Annotated in this window: 19 protein-coding genes; 14 read left to right on the top strand and 5 right to left on the bottom strand. The window is 72.2% G+C overall.

Features of this window, described 5'->3' with window-relative positions; genetic code table 11:
* Positions 1–21 precede the first annotated feature (21 nt).
* Positions 22–1,521: a tRNA (N6-isopentenyl adenosine(37)-C2)-methylthiotransferase MiaB gene (miaB, locus tag ABZ793_RS08835; protein WP_357454080.1), complete on the top strand. Its 1,500-nt coding sequence runs from the start codon at positions 22–24 to the stop codon at positions 1,519–1,521.
* A 105-nt stretch (positions 1,522–1,626) separates the two neighbouring features.
* On the opposite strand, the gene ABZ793_RS08830 is transcribed toward miaB, so the two are convergent.
* Entirely contained in the window at positions 1,627–2,835 is a 1,209-nt protein-coding gene (locus ABZ793_RS08830) for a DUF349 domain-containing protein (protein WP_357454077.1), read from the bottom strand.
* Positions 2,836–2,985: 150 nt separating this feature from the next.
* Here ABZ793_RS08830 and ABZ793_RS08825 point away from each other — a divergent pair, with 150 nt between their 5' ends.
* The 3 genes from ABZ793_RS08825 to dapF are packed head-to-tail and all read left to right on the top strand — an operon-like array spanning position 2,986 to position 5,559.
* Positions 2,986–3,756: a class III extradiol dioxygenase subunit B-like domain-containing protein gene (locus ABZ793_RS08825; protein WP_357454074.1), complete on the top strand. Its 771-nt coding sequence runs from the start codon at positions 2,986–2,988 to the stop codon at positions 3,754–3,756.
* A complete protein-coding gene (miaA, locus tag ABZ793_RS08820) occupies positions 3,753–4,700 on the top strand; it encodes a tRNA (adenosine(37)-N6)-dimethylallyltransferase MiaA (RefSeq protein ID WP_357454071.1) in 948 nt (315 codons plus the stop codon). Before ABZ793_RS08825 ends, miaA begins: the two co-directional genes overlap by 4 nt.
* Before the next feature lie 7 nt (positions 4,701–4,707).
* Positions 4,708–5,559, top strand: coding sequence for a diaminopimelate epimerase (gene dapF, locus ABZ793_RS08815; protein WP_357454068.1), 852 nt, complete (start codon positions 4,708–4,710; stop codon positions 5,557–5,559).
* 78 nt (positions 5,560–5,637) lie between these two features.
* Here dapF and ABZ793_RS08810 read toward each other — a convergent pair whose 3' ends face one another.
* Positions 5,638–7,104 (bottom strand): NAD-dependent malic enzyme, encoded by a 1,467-nt coding sequence (locus ABZ793_RS08810; RefSeq protein WP_357454065.1) that lies wholly within the window; start codon positions 7,102–7,104, stop codon positions 5,638–5,640.
* 174 nt (positions 7,105–7,278) lie between these two features.
* Here ABZ793_RS08810 and hflX point away from each other — a divergent pair, with 174 nt between their 5' ends.
* Both hflX and ABZ793_RS08800 read left to right on the top strand, forming a co-directional pair.
* Positions 7,279–8,733: a GTPase HflX gene (gene hflX, locus ABZ793_RS08805; RefSeq protein ID WP_357454062.1), complete on the top strand. Its 1,455-nt coding sequence runs from the start codon at positions 7,279–7,281 to the stop codon at positions 8,731–8,733.
* Between the two features lie 51 nt (positions 8,734–8,784).
* Complete coding sequence (locus ABZ793_RS08800; RefSeq protein WP_357454059.1) at positions 8,785–10,491, top strand: hypothetical protein; 1,707 nt, start codon at positions 8,785–8,787, stop codon at positions 10,489–10,491.
* A 48-nt stretch (positions 10,492–10,539) separates the two neighbouring features.
* On the opposite strand, the gene lexA is transcribed toward ABZ793_RS08800, so the two are convergent.
* Positions 10,540–11,322 (bottom strand): transcriptional repressor LexA, encoded by a 783-nt coding sequence (gene lexA, locus ABZ793_RS08795; RefSeq protein WP_357454056.1) that lies wholly within the window; start codon positions 11,320–11,322, stop codon positions 10,540–10,542.
* 566 nt (positions 11,323–11,888) lie between these two features.
* On the opposite strand from lexA, the gene nrdR reads away from it, so the two are divergent.
* The 3 genes from nrdR to ABZ793_RS08780 all read left to right on the top strand — a co-directional run bounded on the left by nrdR (position 11,889) and on the right by ABZ793_RS08780 (position 16,431).
* On the top strand, positions 11,889–12,389 hold the full coding sequence (nrdR, locus tag ABZ793_RS08790; protein WP_121395973.1) for a transcriptional regulator NrdR: 501 nt from the start codon (positions 11,889–11,891) through the stop codon (positions 12,387–12,389).
* A 67-nt stretch (positions 12,390–12,456) separates the two neighbouring features.
* Entirely contained in the window at positions 12,457–15,330 is a 2,874-nt protein-coding gene (locus ABZ793_RS08785; RefSeq protein WP_357454052.1) for a vitamin B12-dependent ribonucleotide reductase, read from the top strand.
* A gap of 234 nt (positions 15,331–15,564) precedes the next feature.
* On the top strand, positions 15,565–16,431 hold the full coding sequence (locus ABZ793_RS08780) for a barstar family protein (protein ID WP_357454049.1): 867 nt from the start codon (positions 15,565–15,567) through the stop codon (positions 16,429–16,431).
* Between the two features lie 121 nt (positions 16,432–16,552).
* On the opposite strand, the gene ABZ793_RS08775 is transcribed toward ABZ793_RS08780, so the two are convergent.
* Positions 16,553–16,762, bottom strand: a complete 210-nt coding sequence (locus ABZ793_RS08775; RefSeq protein ID WP_350710933.1) for a DNA-binding protein — start codon at positions 16,760–16,762, stop codon at positions 16,553–16,555.
* Between the two features lie 308 nt (positions 16,763–17,070).
* Between ABZ793_RS08775 and ABZ793_RS08770 the strand changes: the two genes are divergently transcribed.
* From ABZ793_RS08770 to ABZ793_RS08750, 5 genes are all read left to right on the top strand, one after another.
* On the top strand, positions 17,071–17,250 hold the full coding sequence (locus ABZ793_RS08770) for a hypothetical protein (RefSeq protein ID WP_357454046.1): 180 nt from the start codon (positions 17,071–17,073) through the stop codon (positions 17,248–17,250).
* Positions 17,247–17,465 carry a hypothetical protein gene (locus tag ABZ793_RS08765; RefSeq protein ID WP_357454043.1) on the top strand — a complete coding sequence of 73 codons (219 nt, stop codon included), beginning with the start codon at positions 17,247–17,249 and terminating at the stop codon, positions 17,463–17,465. Before ABZ793_RS08770 ends, ABZ793_RS08765 begins: the two co-directional genes overlap by 4 nt.
* Positions 17,462–17,644: a hypothetical protein gene (locus ABZ793_RS08760; protein ID WP_357454040.1), complete on the top strand. Its 183-nt coding sequence runs from the start codon at positions 17,462–17,464 to the stop codon at positions 17,642–17,644. The genes ABZ793_RS08765 and ABZ793_RS08760 overlap by 4 nt, the downstream gene beginning before the upstream one ends.
* A 119-nt stretch (positions 17,645–17,763) precedes the next feature.
* On the top strand, positions 17,764–19,344 hold the full coding sequence (locus ABZ793_RS08755; protein WP_357454037.1) for a serine/threonine-protein kinase: 1,581 nt from the start codon (positions 17,764–17,766) through the stop codon (positions 19,342–19,344).
* Between the two features lie 15 nt (positions 19,345–19,359).
* Positions 19,360–20,295, top strand: coding sequence for a DUF2332 domain-containing protein (locus ABZ793_RS08750; protein WP_357454034.1), 936 nt, complete (start codon positions 19,360–19,362; stop codon positions 20,293–20,295).
* 51 nt (positions 20,296–20,346) lie between these two features.
* On the opposite strand, the gene ABZ793_RS08745 is transcribed toward ABZ793_RS08750, so the two are convergent.
* The gene (locus ABZ793_RS08745; protein ID WP_350710945.1) at positions 20,347–20,661 is read right to left on the bottom strand and encodes a TraR/DksA C4-type zinc finger protein; all 315 of its coding nucleotides are present in this window, start codon (positions 20,659–20,661) and stop codon (positions 20,347–20,349) included.
* Positions 20,662–20,988 lie beyond the last annotated feature (327 nt).

Genomic DNA, 20,988 nt, shown 5'->3' with positions numbered 1-20,988 from the left:
CCCGGATACGCTGTCCGGGTCATGACTACCGCAGCGGCGAGCAGCCCGCGCACCTACCAGGTGCGCACGTACGGCTGCCAGATGAACGTGCACGACTCCGAGCGCATCTCCGGGCTGCTGGAGCAGGCGGGCTACGTGCGCGCCGCCGAGGCCGACGACAACCCGGACGTGGTGGTGTTCAACACCTGCGCGGTCCGGGAGAACGCCGACAACCGGCTCTACGGCAACCTCGGTCACCTGCGCCCCGTCAAGGACAGGCACCCGGGGATGCAGATCGCCGTCGGCGGCTGCCTCGCCCAGAAGGACCGCGGCGAGATCGTCCGCAAGGCGCCCTGGGTGGACGTGGTCTTCGGCACGCACAACATCGGGTCGTTGCCGGTGCTGCTGGAGCGGGCCCGGCACAACGCCGCCGCCGAGGTGGAGATCATCGAGTCCCTCGACGTCTTCCCCTCGACGCTGCCCACCCGGCGCGAGTCCACGTACGCCGGCTGGGTGTCGATCTCCGTCGGCTGCAACAACACCTGCACGTTCTGCATCGTGCCCTCCCTGCGCGGCAAGGAGAAGGACCGCCGCCCCGGCGACATCCTCTCCGAGGTGCGCGCCCTGGTCGACGAGGGCGTGCTGGAGGTGACCCTGCTCGGGCAGAACGTCAACTCCTACGGCGTGGAGTTCGGCGACCGGCTCGCCTTCGGCAAGCTGCTGCGCGCCTGCGGCGACGTCGACGGGCTGGAGCGGGTCCGGTTCACCAGCCCGCACCCGAAGGACTTCACCGACGACGTGATCGCCGCGATGGCCGAGACGCCGAACGTCTGCCACTCGCTGCACATGCCGCTGCAGTCCGGCTCGGACGACGTGCTGCGCGCCATGCGCCGCTCGTACCGGGCCGACCGCTACCTCGGCATCATCGAGAAGGTCCGGGCGGCGATGCCGGACGCGGCGATCACCACGGACATCATCGTCGGCTTCCCCGGCGAGACCGACGCCGACTTCGAGCGCACCCTCGACGTGGTCCGCGAGGCCCGGTTCTCCTCCGCGTTCACCTTCCAGTACTCGAAGCGCCCCGGCACCCCCGCCGCCACGATGGAGGGCCAGCTCCCCAAGCAGGTCGTCCAGGAACGCTACGAGCGGCTGGTCGCCTGCGTGGAGGAGATCACGTGGGCGGAGAACAAGCGGCTCGTGGGGGAGACCGCCGAGGTGCTGGTCGCCGTCGGCGAGGGGCGCAAGGACGAGCGCACCGGCCGGATGTCCGGCCGCGCCCGTGACGGCCGCCTCGTCCACTTCGACGCGGGTTCCCTCGCCGGGCAGATCCGCCCCGGCGACATCGTGCACACCACCGTCACGTACGCGGCCCCGCACCACCTCAACGCCGACGGTGAGCCGCTGTCGCACCGGCGCACCCGGGCCGGCGACGCGGCCGAGGCGGGGCGCTCCCCGCGTACGCCCGGGGTGCTGCTCGGGCTGCCCACGATCGGCGCGCCGGCCGCGGCGCCCGCGCCGACGACGGGCTGCGCCGCCCACTGACCCACGACGGGCCGGCCGATCCCACCGTCGTCGGCGGCAGCCCGGACACCCGGACACGCGAAAGCCCCCGGTCCGTGCGGACCGGGGGCTTTCGCGTGGCTCAGCTCAGCCGGCCTGCTCGGCGAGCTGGAGGAACTGCCGCTTCGAGGCGAGCGCCTGCTCGGCCTCCTTGATCCGCCGGGCGTCCCCGGCCGCCTGGGCCCGGGCCAGCCGCTCCTCGGCCTCGGCGACCTGCGTCCGCATCTGGGCCAGCAGCGGGTTGTCCTCCTTGGTGGTGCGTCGCCACGCGGAGTCCATCACCTCGCGGACCTTGTCGTCGATCGCCCGCAGCCGGCGCTCCAGCCCGGCCGCCGCCTCGCGGGGCACCCGGCCGGCCTCGTGCCACTGCGCCTGGATCTCCCGCAGCTTGGCCTGCGCGCCCTTCGGGTCGCCGTCGACGTCCAGCGCCTCGGCCTCGGCGAGCAGCGCCTGCTTGCGCTCCAGGTTGGCCCGCTGCTCGTTGTCGCGGGCCGAGAAGACCTCGCTGCGCCGGGTGAAGAACTCGTCCTGCGCGGCCCGGAACCTCTCCCAGAGCTTCTGCTCCGCCTCCTTGGAGGCGCGCGGGGCGGCCTTCCACTGGTTCATCAGGTCCTTGAGCTGGTTGGCGGTCGCCGCCCAGTCCGTGGAGTCCTTCAGCTTCTCGGCCTCGGCGACCAGCTCCTCCTTGACCGACTGCGCCTGCTTGCGCTGGGAGTCCAGGGAGGCGAAGTGGGCGCCCCGGCGGCGGGTGAAGCCGTCCCGGGCCGCGGCGAACCGCTTCCACAGCTCACCGTCGGTCTTCTTGTCGACCCCGCGGATGGTCTTCCACTCCTCGAGGATCTCCTTGAGCCGGTCGCCGGCGGTCTTCCAGCCGGTCGACTCGGCGGCCAGCTTCTCCGCCTCCTCCACCAGCGCCTGCTTGCGGGCGAGCGCCTCGCCCCGGGCGGCGTCCCGGGCGGCCTTGGCCTCGCCGGCCTTCTCCTCGGCGACGGCGGCGAGCCGGTCCAGCCGTGCGGCCAACGCGTCGATGTCGCCGACGACGTGCGCCTCGGCGAGCGAGGCGCGGATCCGGCGGATCGTCGTCAGCGAGTGGCCGGCGTCCGCCGCACCCGAGTTGAGCCGCGCCTCCGTCAGGTTGACCTCGGTCACCAGGTCGTCGAAGCGGCGGGCGAAGTGGGCAAGCCCCTCCTCGGGCGCTCCCGCCTGCCAGGATCCGACCACCCGCTCGCCGTCGGCGGTCTTGACGTACACGGTGCCGTCCGCGTCCACCCGTCCGAAGGCCGTCCAGTCGCTCATGTGCCCATCCTCGTTCTCCCGGCGTCGGGGACCGGTCCCACGATCGCCGCCACGGCGCAGCAAAGTTACTCCCGGCATTGTCACAGGTCCGACCCCGTCCGCGTCGAGCGCCTATCGCCGACCGTGACCATACGGTGTCCTAGCCCCCGAATGACCGGATCGGCGCGGGGACGCACCGGGGGGTCCCGCTACGGTGAACGGGTGCCCCTGGTCGCCGCCGCAGTCTGCCCGCATCCGCCCCTGCTCGTGCCCGAGGTGGCCGGTGCCGCCGCCGCTGAGCTGGACGAACTCCGCACGGCCTGCGACGCGGCCGTCGGCCGGCTGCTCTCCGCCTCGCCCGACCAGATCGTGCTGGTCGGCGCCGGGCCGGAGACCGTCCGCTTCCGAGCCGCCGACTACGGCTCCCTGCGCGCCTACGGTGTCGACCGCCACGTCCGGCTGTGGAAGACCAACTGCGGCGGCGGGGAGCGGCTGCCGCTGAGCCTGACCGTCGGCGCGTGGCTGCTCGGCAGGGCGGGGACCGACCTGCCCCGGTTCGCCACGTCGGTCGCCGCCGACGCCGCCCCCGGCGAGTGCGCCGCGCTCGGGGCGGAGTTGGTGCGCCGCGCCGAGGGCAGGGTCGCGCTGCTGGTGACGGGGGACGGGTCCGCCTGCCGGGGCGAGAAGGCGCCCGGCTACGACGACCCGCGCGCGCAGGCGTACGACGAGGGGGTCGCCCGGGCCCTGGCCGACGCGGACGCCGCCGCCCTGCACGGCCTGGACCCGGTGCTGTCGGCCGAGCTGAAGGTCGCCGGTCGGGCGGCCTGGCAGGTGCTCGCCGGCGCGGCGGGCGTGGCGGGCGGACGCTGGCACGGTGAACTGACCTACGACGCGGCGCCCTACGGCGTGGCCTACTTCGTGGCCACCTGGGAGCCGGCGTGACCGGGCCGGCCGACGCCGGCGGCGGCCACCCGCCGGTCGGGACGGTGGTCGCGGTGGTCGGGCCGACGGCGGCCGGGAAGTCCGCACTGAGCATCGCGCTCGCGCACGCCCTCGACGGCGAGGTGGTCAACGCCGACTCGATGCAGCTCTACCGGGGCATGGACATCGGCACCGCGAAGCTCACCCCGGCCGAGCGCGAGGGGGTGCCGCACCACCTGCTGGACATCTGGGACGTCACCGAGCCGGCGAGCGTGGCGGAATACCAGCGGCTCGCCCGCGCGGCGGTCGACGACATCCTGGCCCGGGGCCGGGTGCCGCTGCTGGTCGGCGGCTCCGGCCTCTACGTGCGGGCGGTGCTGGAGCGGTTCGAGTTCCCCGGCACCGACCCGGCGGCCCGCGAGCGGCTCGAACGGGAGCTGGCCGAGACTGGCCCGGCCCCGCTGTACGCCCGGCTGCGGGAGGCCGACCCGGCCGCCGCGGCGGGGATCCTGCCCACCAACGGCCGGCGGATCGTCCGGGCGCTGGAGGTCATCGAGCTGACCGGGGCGCCGTTCACCGCGTCGCTGCCCGGCCCGACGCCGTACTACCCGTCCGTGCAGCTCGGGGTGGACCTGGACACGGCGCTGCTGGACGAGCGGATCGCGCTGCGGGTGGACCGGATGTGGGCCGAGGGCCTGGTCGCCGAGACCCGCGAGCTGGTCGGTCACGGCCTGCCGCAGGGGCGGACGGCCAGCCGGGCGCTCGGGTACCAGCAGGTGCTGCGCTTCCTGGCCGGGGAGATCACCGAGGGCGAGGCGCACGACGAGACGGTCCGGGCCACCCGGCGGTTCGTCCGCCGGCAGCGCTCCTGGTTCCGCCGTGACCAGCGGATCCACTGGCTGGACTCGGCCGCGCCGGACCTGATCCCGGCCGCCCTGCGCCTGCTGCCGGCCGCTGCGCGATGATGGGGGCGTGGAGTTCACCAAGGGCCACGGCACCGGCAACGACTTCGTCATCCTGCCCGACCCGGACGGGGCGCTCGACCTGACACCCGGGCTGGTCGCCGCGATCTGCGACCGGCGGCGCGGCCTCGGCGGCGACGGCGTGCTGCGGGTGGTGCGGGCGGCGAAACACCCCGAGGGCGTCGCCCTGGCCGGCGAGGCCGAGTGGTTCATGGACTACTGGAACTCCGACGGCTCGTTCGCCGAGATGTGCGGCAACGGTGCTCGGGTCTTCGTCCGCTACCTGGTCACGTCCGGGCTGGCCACGCCGGTCGGCGCGGCGGTGCCGGTGGCCACCCGGGCCGGCCTCGTGCGCGCGCGCGTCGAGGGGGACGCCGTCGCCGTCGAGATGCGCCGCCCCCGGGTGTACGACGCCTCGACCGCCACCCTGGGCGGTTTGACCCTGCCGGGTGCGGCGGTGGACGTCGGCAACCCGCATCTGGTCTGCGCGCTCCCGACCGGGCTGGACCTGACCGGCCTCGACCTCACCCGCGCGCCGGAGTTCGACCCGGCTGCCTTCCCGGCCGGAGTGAACGTCGAGTTCACCGCGCCCGGCGAGCCGGTCGACGGCGCCGACGGGCACGTGCTGATGCGGGTGTACGAGCGCGGCTCCGCCGAGACGCTCTCCTGCGGCACGGGCGCGTGCGCGGTGGCCGCCGTGGCCCTGCGCGACGCCGGCCGGGACACCGGGGTGATCGCCGTGGACGTCCCCGGCGGCCGCCTCACGGTCACGGTCACCGAGGACTCCTGCTGGCTGGCCGGCCCCGCCGTCCTGGTCGCGGTCGGCGAGGTCGACCCCGCCGCCCTGACCACGCCCGCCTGACCCCAGCCCCTCCTGCCCTCCCGCCCCACGCGGTGCGAGATCGCCGGGGCGGGACGGGGCAGGGCGGGGTGTGGGGCGTCAGGGGGTGGCGCTGGCCTCGGCGGCGATCTCGGGGAGGTCGGCCGGGCCGGGGTCCGCGGCCGGGGCCGGGGCCGGGTTCTGGGCGGCGGCGCGCACCGCCGCGGCGACCGCCGGGGCCACCCGGGAGTCGAAGACGCTGGGCACGATCACCGTCGGGTTGATCTTGTCCTCGCCGACCACGTCCGCGATGGCCCGGGCGGCGGCGATCGCCATCTCCTCGGTGAACTCCTCGGCGTGCGCGTCGAGCATGCCGCGGAAGACACCCGGGAAGGCGAGCACGTTGTTGATCTGGTTCGGCTGGTCGGAACGGCCGGTGGCGACCACGGCGGCGTGCTTGCGCGCCTCGCGCGGGTCGACCTCCGGGTCCGGGTTCGCCAGCGCGAAGACGATGGAGTCCTTGGCCATCATGGCGATGTCGTCGCCGGTGAGCAGGTTCGGCGCGCTGACGCCGATGAAGACGTCCGCGTCGCGTACCGCCCCGGGCAGGTCACCGGCGTAGTTGTCCTTGTTGGTGTGGTCGGCCAGCCACTGCCAGGCCGGGTTGAGCCCGGTCAGGCCGCGGTGCAGGGCACCCTGCCGGTCGTACGCGATGATGTCGCCCACGCCCTGGCGCAGCAGCAGCTTCATGATCGCGGTGCCGGCCGCGCCGGCGCCGGAGACCACGACCCGGACGTCCGCGAGCTGCTTGCCCACGACGCGCAGCGCGTTGGTCAGCGCGGCCAGCACGCAGATCGCGGTGCCATGCTGGTCGTCGTGGAAGACCGGGATGTCCAGCGCCTCGCGCAGCCGGGCCTCGATCTCGAAGCAGCGCGGCGCGGCGATGTCCTCCAGGTTGATCCCGCCGTACGCGGGCGCGATGGCCTTGACGATCTGCACGATCTCGTCGGTGTCCTGGGTGTCCAGGACCACCGGCCAGGCGTCCACCCCGCCGAAGCGCTTGAACAGCGCCGCCTTGCCCTCCATCACCGGCAGGGACGCCGCCGGCCCGAGGTTGCCCAGGCCAAGCACGGCCGAGCCGTCGCTGACCACGGCCACGGTGTTGCGCTTGATGGTGAGCCGTCGGGCGTCGGCCGGGTTCTCCGCGATCGCCTGGCAGACCCGCGCCACCCCCGGGGTGTACGCGCGGGACAGCTCGTCGCGGGTGCGCAGCGCCACCTTCGAGCTGACCTCGATCTTGCCGCCGAGGTGCAGCAGGAACGTCCGGTCGGAGACCTTGCGCACGTCCACGCCGTCGAGCGCGGTCAGCGCGTCGACCACCTGGTCGGCGTGGGCGGCGTCGGCGGTGTCGCAGGTCAGGTCGACGATCACGTGCGTCGGGTCGGAGTCGACCACGTCGAGCGCGGTGACGATCGCGCCGGCCTCGCCGACGGAGGTGGTCAGCCGGCCGATGGAGGACGCGTCCGCGGGCACGGCGATCCGGATGGTGATCGAGAATCCGGCACTCGGAAGTCGGGTGATTGACACAGGATCCCTCCGTCGACGCTGAGCGGCTCGCACCGCATTTCTACTCGCCCACCCGGGCCGGCCCACCGGCCGCCCCCGCTTTTGTGGCGTTTCACGCGGGCATATAGCGGGTGCGTCCGGCGTTGACACATGTCAGGATTGCTCGGTACGTGACAGAACGGACAGGAGACCGGCTTGACCAACCAGGAGACCTACCTCCCCTACACCGACGACGAGCTCGACGCCACCACCGGCGAGTTCGAGCTGTCCGAGCGGCAGGCGCTGCGGCGGGTCCCTGGCCTCTCCACCGAGCTCGCCGACATCACCGAGGTCGAATACCGCCAGCTGCGCCTGGAGCGCGTGGTCCTGGTGGGGGTCTGGACCGAGGGCACCCAGAACGACGCCGAGAACAGCCTCACCGAGCTGGCCGCGCTGGCGGAGACCGCCGGCTCGCAGGTGCTCGAAGGGCTGATCCAGCGGCGCAACCGCCCCGACCCGGCCACCTACATCGGCCGGGGAAAGGTCGACGACCTCGGCTCGGTCGTGCTCTCCAGCGGCGCCGACACGGTGATCTGCGACGGCGAGCTGTCGCCGTCCCAGCTGCGCAACCTGGAGCAGCGCATCAAGGTCAAGGTGGTGGACCGCACCGCGCTGATCCTCGACATCTTCGCCCAGCACGCCAAGAGCAAGGAGGGCAAGGCGCAGGTCGAGCTGGCCCAGCTCGAATACCTGCTGCCCCGCCTGCGCGGTTGGGGTGAGACGCTCTCCCGGCAGACCGGTGGTAGCGGTCGCGGCGGGGGCGCCGGCGGCGGCGTGGGACTGCGTGGTCCCGGTGAGACCAAGCTGGAGACCGACCGGCGCCGGATCCGCCACCGCATCGCCCGGCTGCGCCGGGAGATCAAGGCCATGCGGACCGTACGCCAGACCAAGCGCGCCCGCCGGTCCCGCAACGCCGTTCCCGCCGTCGCCATCGCCGGCTACACCAACGCCGGCAAGTCCAGCCTGCTCAACCGGTTGACCGGCGCGGGTGTGCTGGTCGAGAACGCGCTCTTCGCCACCCTCGACCCGACCACCCGCAAGGCCACTACCTCCGACGGGCGGCTCTACACCCTCTCCGACACCGTCGGCTTCGTCCGGCACCTGCCGCACCAGATCGTCGAGGCGTTCCGCTCGACGCTGGAGGAGGTGGCCGAGGCCGACCTGGTGGTGCACGTCGTCGACGGCACCCACCCGGATCCGGAGGAGCAGGTCCGCGCGGTCCGTGAGGTGCTCGCCGAGGTGGGCGCCGACCGGCTGCCCGAGCTGCTGGTGGTCAACAAGACCGACGCGGCCGACGAGGAGACGCTGCTGCGGCTCAAGCGGCTCTGGCCGGAGGCGGTCTTCGCCTCCGCGCACACCGGGCGCGGAATCGACGGGCTGCGCGAGGCCGTCGAGGAGCGGCTGCCCCGCCCGGCGGTGGAGGTCCGCGCGGTGCTCCCGTACGACCGGGGCGACCTGGTGGCGCGGGTGCACCGGCAGGGTGAGGTGCTGAGCACCGCCCACCTGCCCGAGGGGACGCTGGTGCACGTCCGGGTGGGCGACGCGCTCGCCGCCGAGCTGGCCCCGTTCCGAGCGGCGGCGGAGAGCCAGGCGGTCGCGTCCGCACGGTAACGGCGTTCCGGCGTCACCCGGCGGAAACCTGCGGCATGCGACACTGATTCAATGCGCCGCACTGTTTCTTCGGTCACGGTCGCCCTCGGCTTGCTGGGGGCGACCGTGGCGTGTGCGGGGGTCGCCCTGGCGGCGCCCGCCTCGGCCTCCTCCCCGCTCACGGCCGCCGCCGGCAAGAAGCGGTGCACGGTGACCGACGAGCGGCTGCGCGAGCTGTCCGGCCTGGTGGCCACCAAGAGCGGCTACATCGTGATCAACGACGGCACCGAGGTGGAGAGCCGCAAGCGGGTCTTCTTCCTCGACGCCAAGTGCGAGATCTCGAAGGAGCCGGTCCGCTATTCGGGGCAGGGGCCGTTCGACACGGAGGACCTGGCGCTCTCGCCGAACGGTCAGACCCTGTGGATCGCCGACACCGGTGACAACGTCACCAGCCGCGAGCGCCGCGAGCGGGTGGCGCTGTGGAGCATGCCGGTCAACGGGTCCAAGCGGCCGGTGCTGCACCGGCTCTCCTACCCCGAGGGCAAGCCGCACGACGCCGAGGCGTTGCTCATCGGCGACGACGGCAACCCGCTGATCATCACCAAGGTGATGTCGGGCAAGGCGCAGATCTTCACCCCCGCCGCGAAGATGAAGAGCGGGGACACCGAGGCGGTGCCGATGAAGAAGGTCGGCGAGATCGCCCTGCCGAGGACGGACACGGACAACCGGCTCGGCGCTCCGGGCCGCGTGGCGATCACCGGAGCCGCCCGTTCCCCCGACGGGTCCCGGGTGGTGGTGCGCACCTACGCCGACGCCTTCGAGTACGACGTGTCCGGCGGCGACATCGTGGCGGCCCTGACCTCCACCAAACCCCGGGTGACGGCGCTGACCGATCCGTTCGGTGAGGCGATCGCCTACACCCCGGACGGCAAGACGTTCCTCACCGTCTCCGACGGCGGCCAGCTCGACGAGGCCGAGCCGGTGGAGATCCTCAGCTACACCCCGTCCGCCGAGGGCGCGAAGCCGATCGCCGGCGAGGGCGACGGGCCGAAGAAGGCGGCCGGGCAGTCGTGGCTCGACGGCCTGAGCCTGAGCGACATCACGTACATCATCGCCGCGGTCGGCGTGATCGGCGCGCTGATGGTGGCCGCCGGCGTATTCGGCATCCTGCGGGCCCGGCGCAGACCGGCCACCCCGCGCCGGGACGCCGACGAGCCGGACCGCGACGACCTCGCCGACGGCCCGCGGGGCCCGGCGGACGACGACTTCCTGCCGCCGGGCGACCGGGCGCGGGGCGGCGTCTACGGTGGCGCGCCCTCCGGTGGCGTCTACGGCGGTGCGCCCGGTGGCGGGCGGGGCGGGGCGGTCCCGGCCGGCGGTGGTCGCGGCGGGGCCGCGCCGGCCGGCGGCGGGGTCTACGGCGGTGGCCGCCCGGCCGGCGGCCCGGTCTACGGTGGCGGCCGCCCGGCCGGTGGCGGTGGTGGCGCCTACGGTGGCGGCCGGCCGCCGGGCCCCGGTGGTCCGGCAGGCGGTGGCGGCGGTGGCCGGCAGGGTGGCGGCGGCCGTCCCGGTGGTGGCGTCTACGGCGGCGGGGGCCAACCGGGCCCCGGCGTCTACGGCGGCGGTGGCCGGGCGGAGCCGCCCCGTCGCGGCGGCGAGCAGGATCCTCGCGGCCAGCGGCCGGCCCGCCGGCGCGACCAGGGCTACGACGACGGCCGCGGCGGCCCCAACGGCCACGCGCCGGGCGGCGGCCGCGGCTACCGGGGCGACCGCTACTGACGTCCCCGGGCGGCCGCCGTCGGCGACCGCTCCGGAGGCGTCACGGGGTCAGATGCGGCGCAGCACCGCGACGACCCGGCCCATGATGGTCGCGTCGTCGCCGGGAATCGGGTCGAAGGCCGGGTTCTGCGGCATCAGCCAGACGTGCCCGTCACGGCGGCGGTAGGTCTTGACCGTCGCCTCGCCGTCGAGCATCGCGGCGACGATGTCGCCGGACTCGGCGGTCGGCTGCTGCCGGACCACGACCCAGTCGCCGTCGCAGATCGCCGCGTCGAGCATCGAGTCGCCCTTGACCTGGAGCATGAAGACCTCGCCCTCACCCACCAGCTCGCGGGGAAGGGGGAAGATGTCCTCCACGGCCTGCTCGGCCAGGATCGGGCCACCGGCCGCGATCCGGCCCAGCATCGGCACGTACGCCGGGGCGGGGCGCTGCGAGCGGGTCAGCTCGTCGTCGACGTCGTTGGGGGCCCGGACGTCCACGGCGCGCGGCCGGTTGGGGTCGCGGCGCAGGAAGCCCTTCTTCTCCAGCTCCTTGAGCTGGTAGGCGACGCTGGACGGCGACACCAGGCCGACCGCCTCGCCGATCTCGCGCACGCTCGGCGGATAGCCGTGCCGGTCCACCCAGGTGCGGATGAACTCCAGGATCCGCCGCTGCCGGGCGGTGAGATCCACCGTCGCCGGGTCGGGGAAGGCGCTCACCACCGGGGTGACCGGGCGCACGGCGGGCTGCCCGGCCCGGCTGCGCGCGGCGCTCCGGGGTCGGGTGGCCGGCGGGCCCGCCTCGGTGATCTGCTGCGGGCTCTTCGGCCGGCTGGCCCGGTCCTCGGTCACGTCCGTCCTCCCTGGTCGGCGCTGGGTGCCTTGGCGGCTCGTGGTGCGTGCGGCGGTGCGTGGTGACCGGTGGCGGAACGATCCGCGCCCGGTTGTTCATGACCGTATAGGTGAGATCGGTCATTTTCAAACGTCTGTACGACATCACCTCGGCGTGTCGGGGTGAAAAGCGCCCCTGCTCGTGCTCGCGTTCTGATAAATGGTACGTCGGGTCGAACGGGTGTTCGACGCCTGCCCGATCGGCGGCGTTTCGCCGCGACCGGACGAATAACCCCGGGGGGCGCCGGACAGTTGGTTCTGCGGCGGGCGACGCCGGCCGGTCGACTCCGGATGGCGGTGACGCGCCGGACACGCCGCTCAACTTGACCGCGGATCGTCGGCGGCATACGGTCGACCCCTAGATGTAGTAGTCACACGGGCGTAAGTCGCCTACAGGTTGGGTCCGACTACCGACCGCACTCCCGTACCGTCGACACGGCGAAGACCATCGACAGATGGCTCCGTCGCGCTGACGCGTGCCCGGAGAGCGGTCGGCGTGCCCGCAGTCGATGAAGGAGGTCGGGCCGATGCGGTGTCCGTACTGCCGGCACGCGGACTCCCGGGTGGTCGACTCGCGGGAGGCCGACGACGGCCAGTTGATCCGCCGGCGGCGGTCCTGCCCGGAGTGCGGGAAGCGGTTCACCACGGTGGAGGAGGCGGTCCTCGCGGTCGTCAAGCGCAGCGGGGTCACCGAGCCGTTCAGCCGCACGAAGATCATCGGCGGGGTGCGCAAGGCGTGCCAGGGCCGGCCGGTGGACGACGACTCGATCGCGCTGCTCGCGCAGAAGGTCGAGGAGACCGTCCGGGCCAAGGGGGCCGCCGAGATCCCCAGCCACGAGGTGGGGCTGGCCATCCTGGGCCCGCTGCGGGACCTGGACGAGGTCGCCTACATGCGGTTCGCCAGCGTCTACCGGTCGTTCGACTCGCTCGCCGACTTCGAGCGGGAGATCGAGACGCTGCGGGCCGCCGCACGCGCCCGGGAGGGCGCCGGGGCCGACGCGGCCGAGGCCGCCGGCCGTACCAGTTGAAGTTTTCGCAGTTGATGACAGTCGGATCGCGTGGCGAGTTGGCCGCGCGGACGAGGGGGCGGATGAGATGTCGGGGGATGGTGTGACGACGAGCAGGGCACGGAGCAAGGCCGGCGCGGGGCTCAAGGTCGAGCGGGTCTGGACAACCGAGGGGGTGCACCCCTACGACGAGGTCGCCTGGGAGCGCCGCGACGTCGTGATGACGAACTGGCGCGACGGCTCGGTCAACTTCGAGCAGCGCGGGGTCGAGTTCCCGGAGTCGTGGAGCGTCAACGCGGCGAACATCGTGACCACCAAGTACTTCCGGGGCGCGGTGGGCACCCCGGAGCGGGAGTGGTCGCTCAAGCAGCTGATCGACCGGGTGGTCACCACCTACCGCACCGCCGGTGAGGAGTACGGCTACTTCGCCAGCCAGGCCGACGCCGAGGTCTTCGCCCACGAGCTGACCTGGATGCTGCTGCACCAGGTGTTCAGCTTCAACTCGCCGGTCTGGTTCAACGTCGGCACGCCCTCGCCGCAGCAGGTCAGCGCCTGCTTCATCCTGGCCGTCGACGACTCGATGGACTCCATCCTCGACTGGTACAAGGAGGAGGGGCTGATCTTCAAGGGCGGCTCCGGCTCCGGCGTCAACCTGTCCCGGATCCGCTCCTCCCGCGAGCTGCTCTCCTCCGGCGGCAACGCCTCCGGCCCGGTCAGCTTCATGCGCGGCGCGGACGCCTCCGCCGGCACCATCAAGTCCGGCGGCGCCACGCGGCGCGCGGCGAAGATGGTCATCCTCGACGTGGACCACCCGGACATCCAGGAGTTCGTGGTCACCAAGGCGCGCGAGGAGGACAAGATCCGCGCGCTGCGCGACGCCGGGTTCGACATGGACCTGGGCGGCGCCGACATCGTCAGCGTGCAGTACCAGAACGCCAACAACTCGGTCCGCGTCTCCGACGAGTTCATGACCGCCGTGGAGAACGGCGGCGGCTTCGACCTGCGCGGCCGGCTCGACGGCGCGGTGATCGAGACCATCGACGCCAAGAACCTGTTCCGCTCCATCTCCCAGGCCGCCTGGGAGTGCGCCGACCCCGGCCTCCAGTACGACGACACCATCAACGACTGGCACACCTGCCCGGAGACCGGGCGGATCACCGCGTCGAACCCGTGCTCGGAGTACCTGCACCTGGACAACTCCTCGTGCAACCTGGCCTCGCTGAACCTGATGAAGTTCCTCCGCGCCGACGGCGGCTTCGAGGTGGAGAAGTTCGTCAAGTCGGTCGAGTTCGTCATCACCGCGATGGACATCTCGATCTGCTTCGCCGACTTCCCGACCGAGAAGATCGGCGAGACGTCCCGCGCCTACCGGCAGCTCGGCATCGGCTACGCCAACCTCGGCGCCCTGCTGATGGCGTCGGGCCTGCCGTACGACTCGGAGCAGGGCCGCTCGGTCGCCGCGGCGATCACCTCGCTGATGACGGGCACCGCCTACCGCCGCTCGGCCGAGCTGGCCGGTGTCGTCGGCCCGTACGACGGCTACGCCCGCAACGCCGAGCCGCACAAGCGGGTCATGCGCAAGCACGCCGCCGCCAACGACGCGATCAAGCCGGCCGGCACTGTTGCCACCGCGATCCAGCGGGAGGCCACGAAGCAGTGGACCCAGGGCAACAAGATCGGTGACAAGAACGGCTGGCGCAACTCGCAGGCCAGCGTCCTCGCGCCGACCGGCACCATCGGCTTCATGATGGACTGCGACACGACCGGTGTGGAGCCGGACCTGGCGCTGGTCAAGTTCAAGAAGCTGGTCGGCGGCGGCTCGATGCAGATCGTCAACCAGACCGTGCCGCGCGCCCTGCGCAGCCTCGGCTACCCGGAGGAGCAGGTCGAGGCGATCATCGAGCACATCGCCGACCACGGCCACGTGGTGGACGCCCCCGGCCTCAAGCCGGAGCACTACCCGGTCTTCGACTGCGCGATGGGCGAGCGGTCCATCGCCCCGATGGGTCACGTGCGGATGATGGCGGCCATCCAGCCGTTCGTCTCCGGCGCCATCTCCAAGACGGTCAACATGCCGGAGGCGGCCACCGTCGAGGACGTCGAGAAGATCTACTTCGAGGGCTGGAAGCTCGGCCTCAAGGCGCTGGCGATCTACCGGGACAACTGCAAGGTCGGCCAGCCGCTCTCGGTGGCGAAGTCCAACAAGGCCACCGAGGCCGCCCCCGCCGAGGTGGAGAAGGTCGTCGAGAAGGTCGTCGAGTACCGCCCGGTGCGCAAGCGGCTGCCGAAGAAGCGCCCGTCGGAGACGATCTCCTTCTCGGTCGGCGGCGCCGAGGGCTACCTCACCGCGTCGTCCTACCCGGACGACGGCCTCGGCGAGGTCTTCCTCAAGATGTCGAAGCAGGGCTCGACCCTGGCCGGCGTGATGGACGCCTTCTCGGTGGCCATCTCCATCGGTCTCCAGTACGGCGTCCCGCTGGAGACGTACGTCAGCAAGTTCACCAACATGCGCTTCGAGCCGGCCGGCATGACCGACGACCCGGACGTGCGGATGGCCGCCTCGGTGATGGACTACATCTTCCGTCGCCTGGCGCTGGACTTCCTGCCGTACGAGCGCCGCGCGGAGCTGGGCATCTTCACCGCCAAGGAGCGGGCCGCCCAGCTCGCGGCCGAGGCGGAGGCGGAGGCGAACGGTGCGGACCTCACCGCGATGGCCGCCTCCGCCCCGGTCGAAGCGCCGACCGAGCCCAAGACCGGGCCGATCGCGCAGCCGGCGCAGGAGGTCGCGGACGTCGCCGCCGTCAAGCCGGCACCGTCCGTGGGTTCCAGCACGGAGCTGCTGGAGGCCGTGATCGGCAAGGCCGCCGACGCGCCGCTCTGCTTCACCTGCGGTACGAAGATGCGCCCGGCCGGTAGCTGCTACGTCTGCGAGGGCTGCGGCTCCACCAGCGGCTGCAGCTGACGTCGATGAGTTGACGCTCGTCTCCGTCAATCCCGTGAGACGCAGGCAGTCGACGGATCGAGTGAGCAACTAGAACGGATGCCTCCCACCCGACCTGGGTGGGAGGCATCCGCGTCGTGGGGCGGCGTGCGTCGCGCGGGTGTACGGGCAGCCGGTGGCGCTCGCCTGGAGTCGTCGACGGGGGCACAGCAGCAATGTGGCGGCGCGTCACCGAGGGGACGGTACAGTCGCGGCGTGACCGATGAGCAGGCGGATCCGTTGGTCGTGCGATGGCGCTGGAACAGGGCAGTTCCGCTTCGATGGCTGTTGGTGGACGAATCCACCGAAGGGGAACCGGCACTCGCGGTCTGTGCCGACATCGACGGACTCTTCGTGGAAACGCCGTCCGGCTGGCCGGGAGCGACGCTGGTCGGATGCCAGCCGCAGCCGACATTGCGAGCCGCTCTGGACGCGCTGTCCCGAGGGGCCGGCAACCCTGGTGGTGCTCTCCGCCGCCGCCGGATCAGCGCCTCGTTCTACGGCGTCGCCGCAGACGGCGTCGCGGCTCGCGTGCTCGGGGCCTGGATCAACGCCGAAGTGACTGGCGTCCGGCCCTCGATTCTTGGGAACGGACTGTTCGACGTCACGCTCGACAGCGCCATCGCCGACCCCATGCCCACCGGGGCCCGGCAGATCTGGGATCTCTGGCATGCCGGTCGCCCGGCAGAGGTCGGCCTGTGGGCGCGCTACGACTCCGTACTGCGGCACCAGTGGGCGGGCGCGGCACTGGCCCATCACCGGCCGGAAGGAGCCGACAAGCCGGCCGGAGCGACGTACCACCTAGATGGACGCCACATCACCGACCTGGAGGGTTTCTACTGCGCCGTCGGCGAGGCGATCAATGGCCCGGGTGGCTACTTCGGTTGGAACGCCGACGCCCTGCATGACTGCACGACCGGAGGATGGGGCGCCGAGTGGCCGTTCCGCCTGATCTGGCATGACGCCGAAGTGGCGCGAACCCATCTGGCCCCTGACTCTGGGCGGAGAGCAGCATCTGCCCCCACTTTCGACCAGCTTCTCCGGTGGTTCGCCGAGGACGGGATCGAGGTCGATCTCCGCTAGGCCGGCTGTCTGCGCAGGCGTGGGACATCAGCACGGACGAGCTGATGTCTCGATCTGGTCTGTGCGCCCGGGCGCGATTGAAGGCCGCCATCGGCGAGCCAGACTCAGCGGCAGCGCGTTATCAACGGTCCTCGTCGCCCTCGGTCGGGCGGGGCGGGCGATTGTGCCTGGCCCACTCGTCCACCTCGTCCGCGTCCCAGATGGTCGTCCCGATCAGGCGGGCGACAGGCTCAGGAAAGCCGGGCCTGCGGGTGATCTGTAGGACCCGCTGTCGTGACACGCCGAACAGGGCGGCCAACTCGCCGGGCCCGTACAAGCGCGGTCGCTTCACGGCCTGAAGGTAAGTGTGGTCCCGTCTTTGCTATTGTCACTTACAGATTGACAACTCATACGAGCTCACGTGTGGGCAAGCAGGGCTCGCCTTTGACGGCGGGACAGGTCGCCAGGAGTTCGGATGCCAAGGCGTGTGTCGTACGACGACTACCTGCTGGCGGTGGCGCTCACTCTGGCCCGTCGGCACCGGCCGGTCTGGTCTTGGCGGCGGTGGCGTCGGGTCTGCCGGTGCGGGTCGGAGTTGCCCTGCCGAGTCCGCCACCGCACGCCGATACGTCGAGGTCACTGGCCGGGGGAGGAGCAGCAGTGACGGAGGATCAGGTCGGGCAGATCCTGTCGGTGCATCTGCCCGGCGTCGACGGCCTGTGCGCCGGGTGCCGTTGGTGGTGGGCGCGGCTGGCGCCGTACCCCTGCTATCAGGCGGAATGGGCCGCCCGCTGGCGTGCCCGCGTCGCCACCCGGCTGTTCCTGGACGGCTTGTCGTGACCGCCCACGGCCCGGTCCTTCCGTTGTGGACCTGCGGCGGCTGCGACGCGCCCTGGCCGTGTCAGACCCGGCGCAGGGAACTGCACGCCGAGTTCGAGGGCGCGCCGGTGTTGCTCGCCCTCTACATGGGGTCCTACCTGGTCTGGGCGGCCGAGGACCTGACCTGGGTGCCGGCCGGGCTGCTGCACCGGCGCTTCCTCGGGTGGGTGCGGTGAGCGTGATCCGGCGGGGCGACGAGCGCTTCCACTACAGCGACGGCTCCCACAAGTGGATCCCGCCCGACCCCGACTACGACCAGGAGGTCTGGGACGAGATGGTGCGGCAGCATCAGCGCCAGCACCTGGCGGAGATCTCGCGGCGCAGGGAGCCGCGTCACCAGAAGCGGACAATATGAGGCGTCGCCGCCGGGCATCTCCGACCGCACCGGGCAGCAGGTAGGTGTCGAGTTGGGGCTGCGGGAGCAACAACCCTCGATGGCTTTCTCGCCGGCTGACGCTGGCTATCCTTCCGAACATGGCGGAGGAGCGGCGGACCCTGGCCGGGGGCCGGTATGTCTTGCAGGCCAAGCCGATCGGCAGCGGGGGCATGGGGGTGGTCTGGCGAGCTGTAGACACCCTGCTGGACCGCGACGTGGCAGTGAAGGAGTTACGACTGCCCGAGGGCCTGAGCGAATCTGAACATGAGGCGCTCCGAGAGCGCGCGATAACCGAGGCACGGGCGGCCGGGCGGTTGAACCACCCCGGCATCGTGACCATTCACGATGTTCTGATCGAGGATGGCCACCCGTGGATCGTGATGGGCGTGGTCGAGGGGTCGTCTCTCTACTCGGTGGTGCGCGAGGACGGACCGCTGAGTCCGCGGCGGACCGCGGAGATCGGCGAGGAACTGCTTGCGGCACTGCGGGTCGCTCACGCTGCCGGCATCCTGCATCGCGACGTCAAGCCGCAGAACGTCCTGTTGGGCCGGGACGGGCGCGCCGTACTCACGGACTTCGGGATCGCCGCGGTCATCGGCGCCACCCGGGGTCTCACCGGGACTGGCTCGGTCATGGGCACGCTGGGCTATGTGGCGCCCGAGCGGCTGACCGGGCAGGGTGCCGATCCGGCATCCGATCTGTGGTCGCTCGGTGCGACGCTGTACTTCGCAGTCGAAGGTCGGCCCGCGTACGACTCGGACGATCCAGCAGAACTGGTCGCTGCCGTGTTGAGCCGCGACCCCGGGCCGGCTGAACGTGCTGGTCTGCTGAGTCCGACGCTGCTCGGCCTGATGGCGCGTCGCCCGGACGAACGGCTGTCTGCCGATGTGGCCGCGGAGCGTCTGCGGGAGGTCGCCGTCGGCGTCCCGGCCGGCGACCACCCGACGGTTCGCGTCACCATGCCAGCCAATGAGCAGGCCGCAGGGGCGACCAAGAAGCTGACCGAGCCGCTGCTGTCCGAGGGGAACGGCCCGCGTGCCCGGCGTGTCGCGCCCACGCGCATTGCCGCAATCATCTTCGCCATAGCCCTGACGGCCGGCGCACTGGCGACCGGCTACGCGCTCGCGCCGGACGGGACGCCGAATCGGGAGACCGGCCGGGGTGGGGACCAACAGTCCGGCAGCCCGTCGGCCACCACGCCCGCAGCCTCGTCCGCATCGCCGTCGGCCAGACGGTTCACGACTCCACCGAGCGTGTGCCTGTACCTGGCCGACCACCCCGAGGTCATTGCGCCGTTGATTCCCAAGGCCAAGCTCTGGTCCGCACACCAGGCCACGAACAGCTGCAAATGGGAGCCCGGCCAGGATCCCGACGACGGGGAACTCACCCAGCTCGACGTGGAGGCCCCCCTACTCCCCGCCAACCTGGGTGGCTGTCCTACCGAGGGCGAGCGGCTTCCCGGCATCGGCGAGGAGGCGTACATCTCCGAAGAGGGGGACCTCGACGAGCACGGCTGGCACGACCGCGACGTGCGTGTCTACTTTCGCGTCAACAACCTCGCGGTGTGCCTGAAGTACCGCCAAGCGTCCCGGACGTCGATGCCGCCCTCCGCCAAGGCTGCGGTGATCGAATTCACGCGGGCCCTGGATCAGTGGGTCAAGCGGGAGCCGGTGACCTAGTTGGCGATCATCGACATGACAACCGCCGAGAGCTACGTCGAGTTCGGCACCCGTGAGGCGCGCGGCGTGTCGCCGACGTACGAGCGCCTCTCTCTCGCGGCCTCCCGTGACGAGGAACTTCTCGCGCTGGTCGAAATGCTCCCGCCGGCCAAGCGGCAGCCGAACCTGCTGTTCGGTGTCGTACGACTGCTCGGCGGGCCCGTCGACGACCCGGCCGCGTTCCATGACTTCACGCTGGCGAACTGGCCGACGATCGAGGCCGAACTGCGCGCCCGGGCCGTCCAGACGAACGAGCCGGGGCGGTGTGCCGTCCTGCTGCCGGTGCTCGCCGCGCTGCCGCAGCCGCTGGCGCTGCTGGAGGTCGGCGCGTCCGCCGGGCTCTGCCTCTACCCCGACCGGTACGCCTACCGCTACGGCGAACACCTGCTCGGTGCGGGCCAGCCGGTCCTCGAATGCGCGCTCACCGGCACCGCGCCGCCGGACCGGCTACCCGCGGTGGTGTGGCGGGCCGGCCTGGACCTGAACCCGCTGCGGGTGACCGACCCCGCGGACGTGGCCTGGCTCGACGCCCTCGTCTGGCCGGAGCAGGCGCACCGCCGCGCCCGGCTGCGGGCCGCCGCGGCCGTCGCCGCGACCGACCCGCCGCTGCTCGCGCGCGGCGACCTGGTGGACGACCTGCCCGCACTGGCCGCGCAGGCGCCGCCCGGCGCGACGCTGGTGGTGTTCCACACCTCCGTGCTCTACCAGGTGCCGGCGCCGCGCCGGGCGGCGTTCGCGGAGGTGGTACGCGGACTGCCCGGCCACTGGATCGCGAACGAGACGCCGGGCGTGCTGCCCCACGACGCGCTGCCCGAGGAACCGGGCGAGGCGCTGCACAACGTGCTGTCGCTCGACGGCGTGCCCCTCGCCTGGACCCGCACGCACGGCCAGGCGATGACCTGGTGGGGTTGACCCCGGCTGCCAGGGCTGCCTCCGCCGACGAGGCAGCCCTGGCCCCGTCCGTCAGTACTGCTTCTGCTGGCAAGGCACGCAGAAGCGGGCGTGCGGCAGCACCTCCAGGCGTTCCCGCGGGATCGGCGCCTCGCACTTCTCGCAGATGCCGTAGCGGCCGTCGGCGATGCGCCGCAGCGCCCCGGTGATCTGGTCCAGGCTCTGCCGGGTCGCGGCGATCATCGCGCTCTGGGTGTGCGCCTCGCCCGGGTCGCCGGTGTCGGCCGTCAGCTGCGTGAGCCGGACAGTCTGCGCCTCGAAGTCGGTCGTCAGTGTCGCCCGCAGCTCATCGAGCCACTGCTGGTCCGGCTGGGTGTGCGTGGTCATGGCGTAGCTCCCTCTGAAAAAAGAAAAGGGCCGAAGCTGAGAAGCTTCGCCCTGGTGGCCGTTCGCACAGTTGCAAGCGGTTCACGGAGGGCTACGTCCGGCGGGGACGGGGCTCGGCAGTCCGGAGGCCACCGCGCCGGCAGGCGACGGCGCGACCGCGGATCGCACCACCCGGGTCTCGACGGTCACCGACAGGGCACGCCGACGGGCAGCAGCCGACGCCGCCGTCACCACGACGGCGGTGCTCCTCTGCTGACCGAACGAACACATGGAGCCACCATAGGCCGGGCGGAACGGAAAACCAACGTGCTTCCGTCCGCCCGGAAT

This window comes from Micromonospora sp. NPDC047465, from assembly GCF_040643125.1.
GTDB lineage: Bacteria > Actinomycetota > Actinomycetes > Mycobacteriales > Micromonosporaceae > Micromonospora.
The sequence above is the reverse complement of the archived record's forward strand: the minus strand, read 5'-3'. Positions and strand labels throughout refer to the sequence as shown.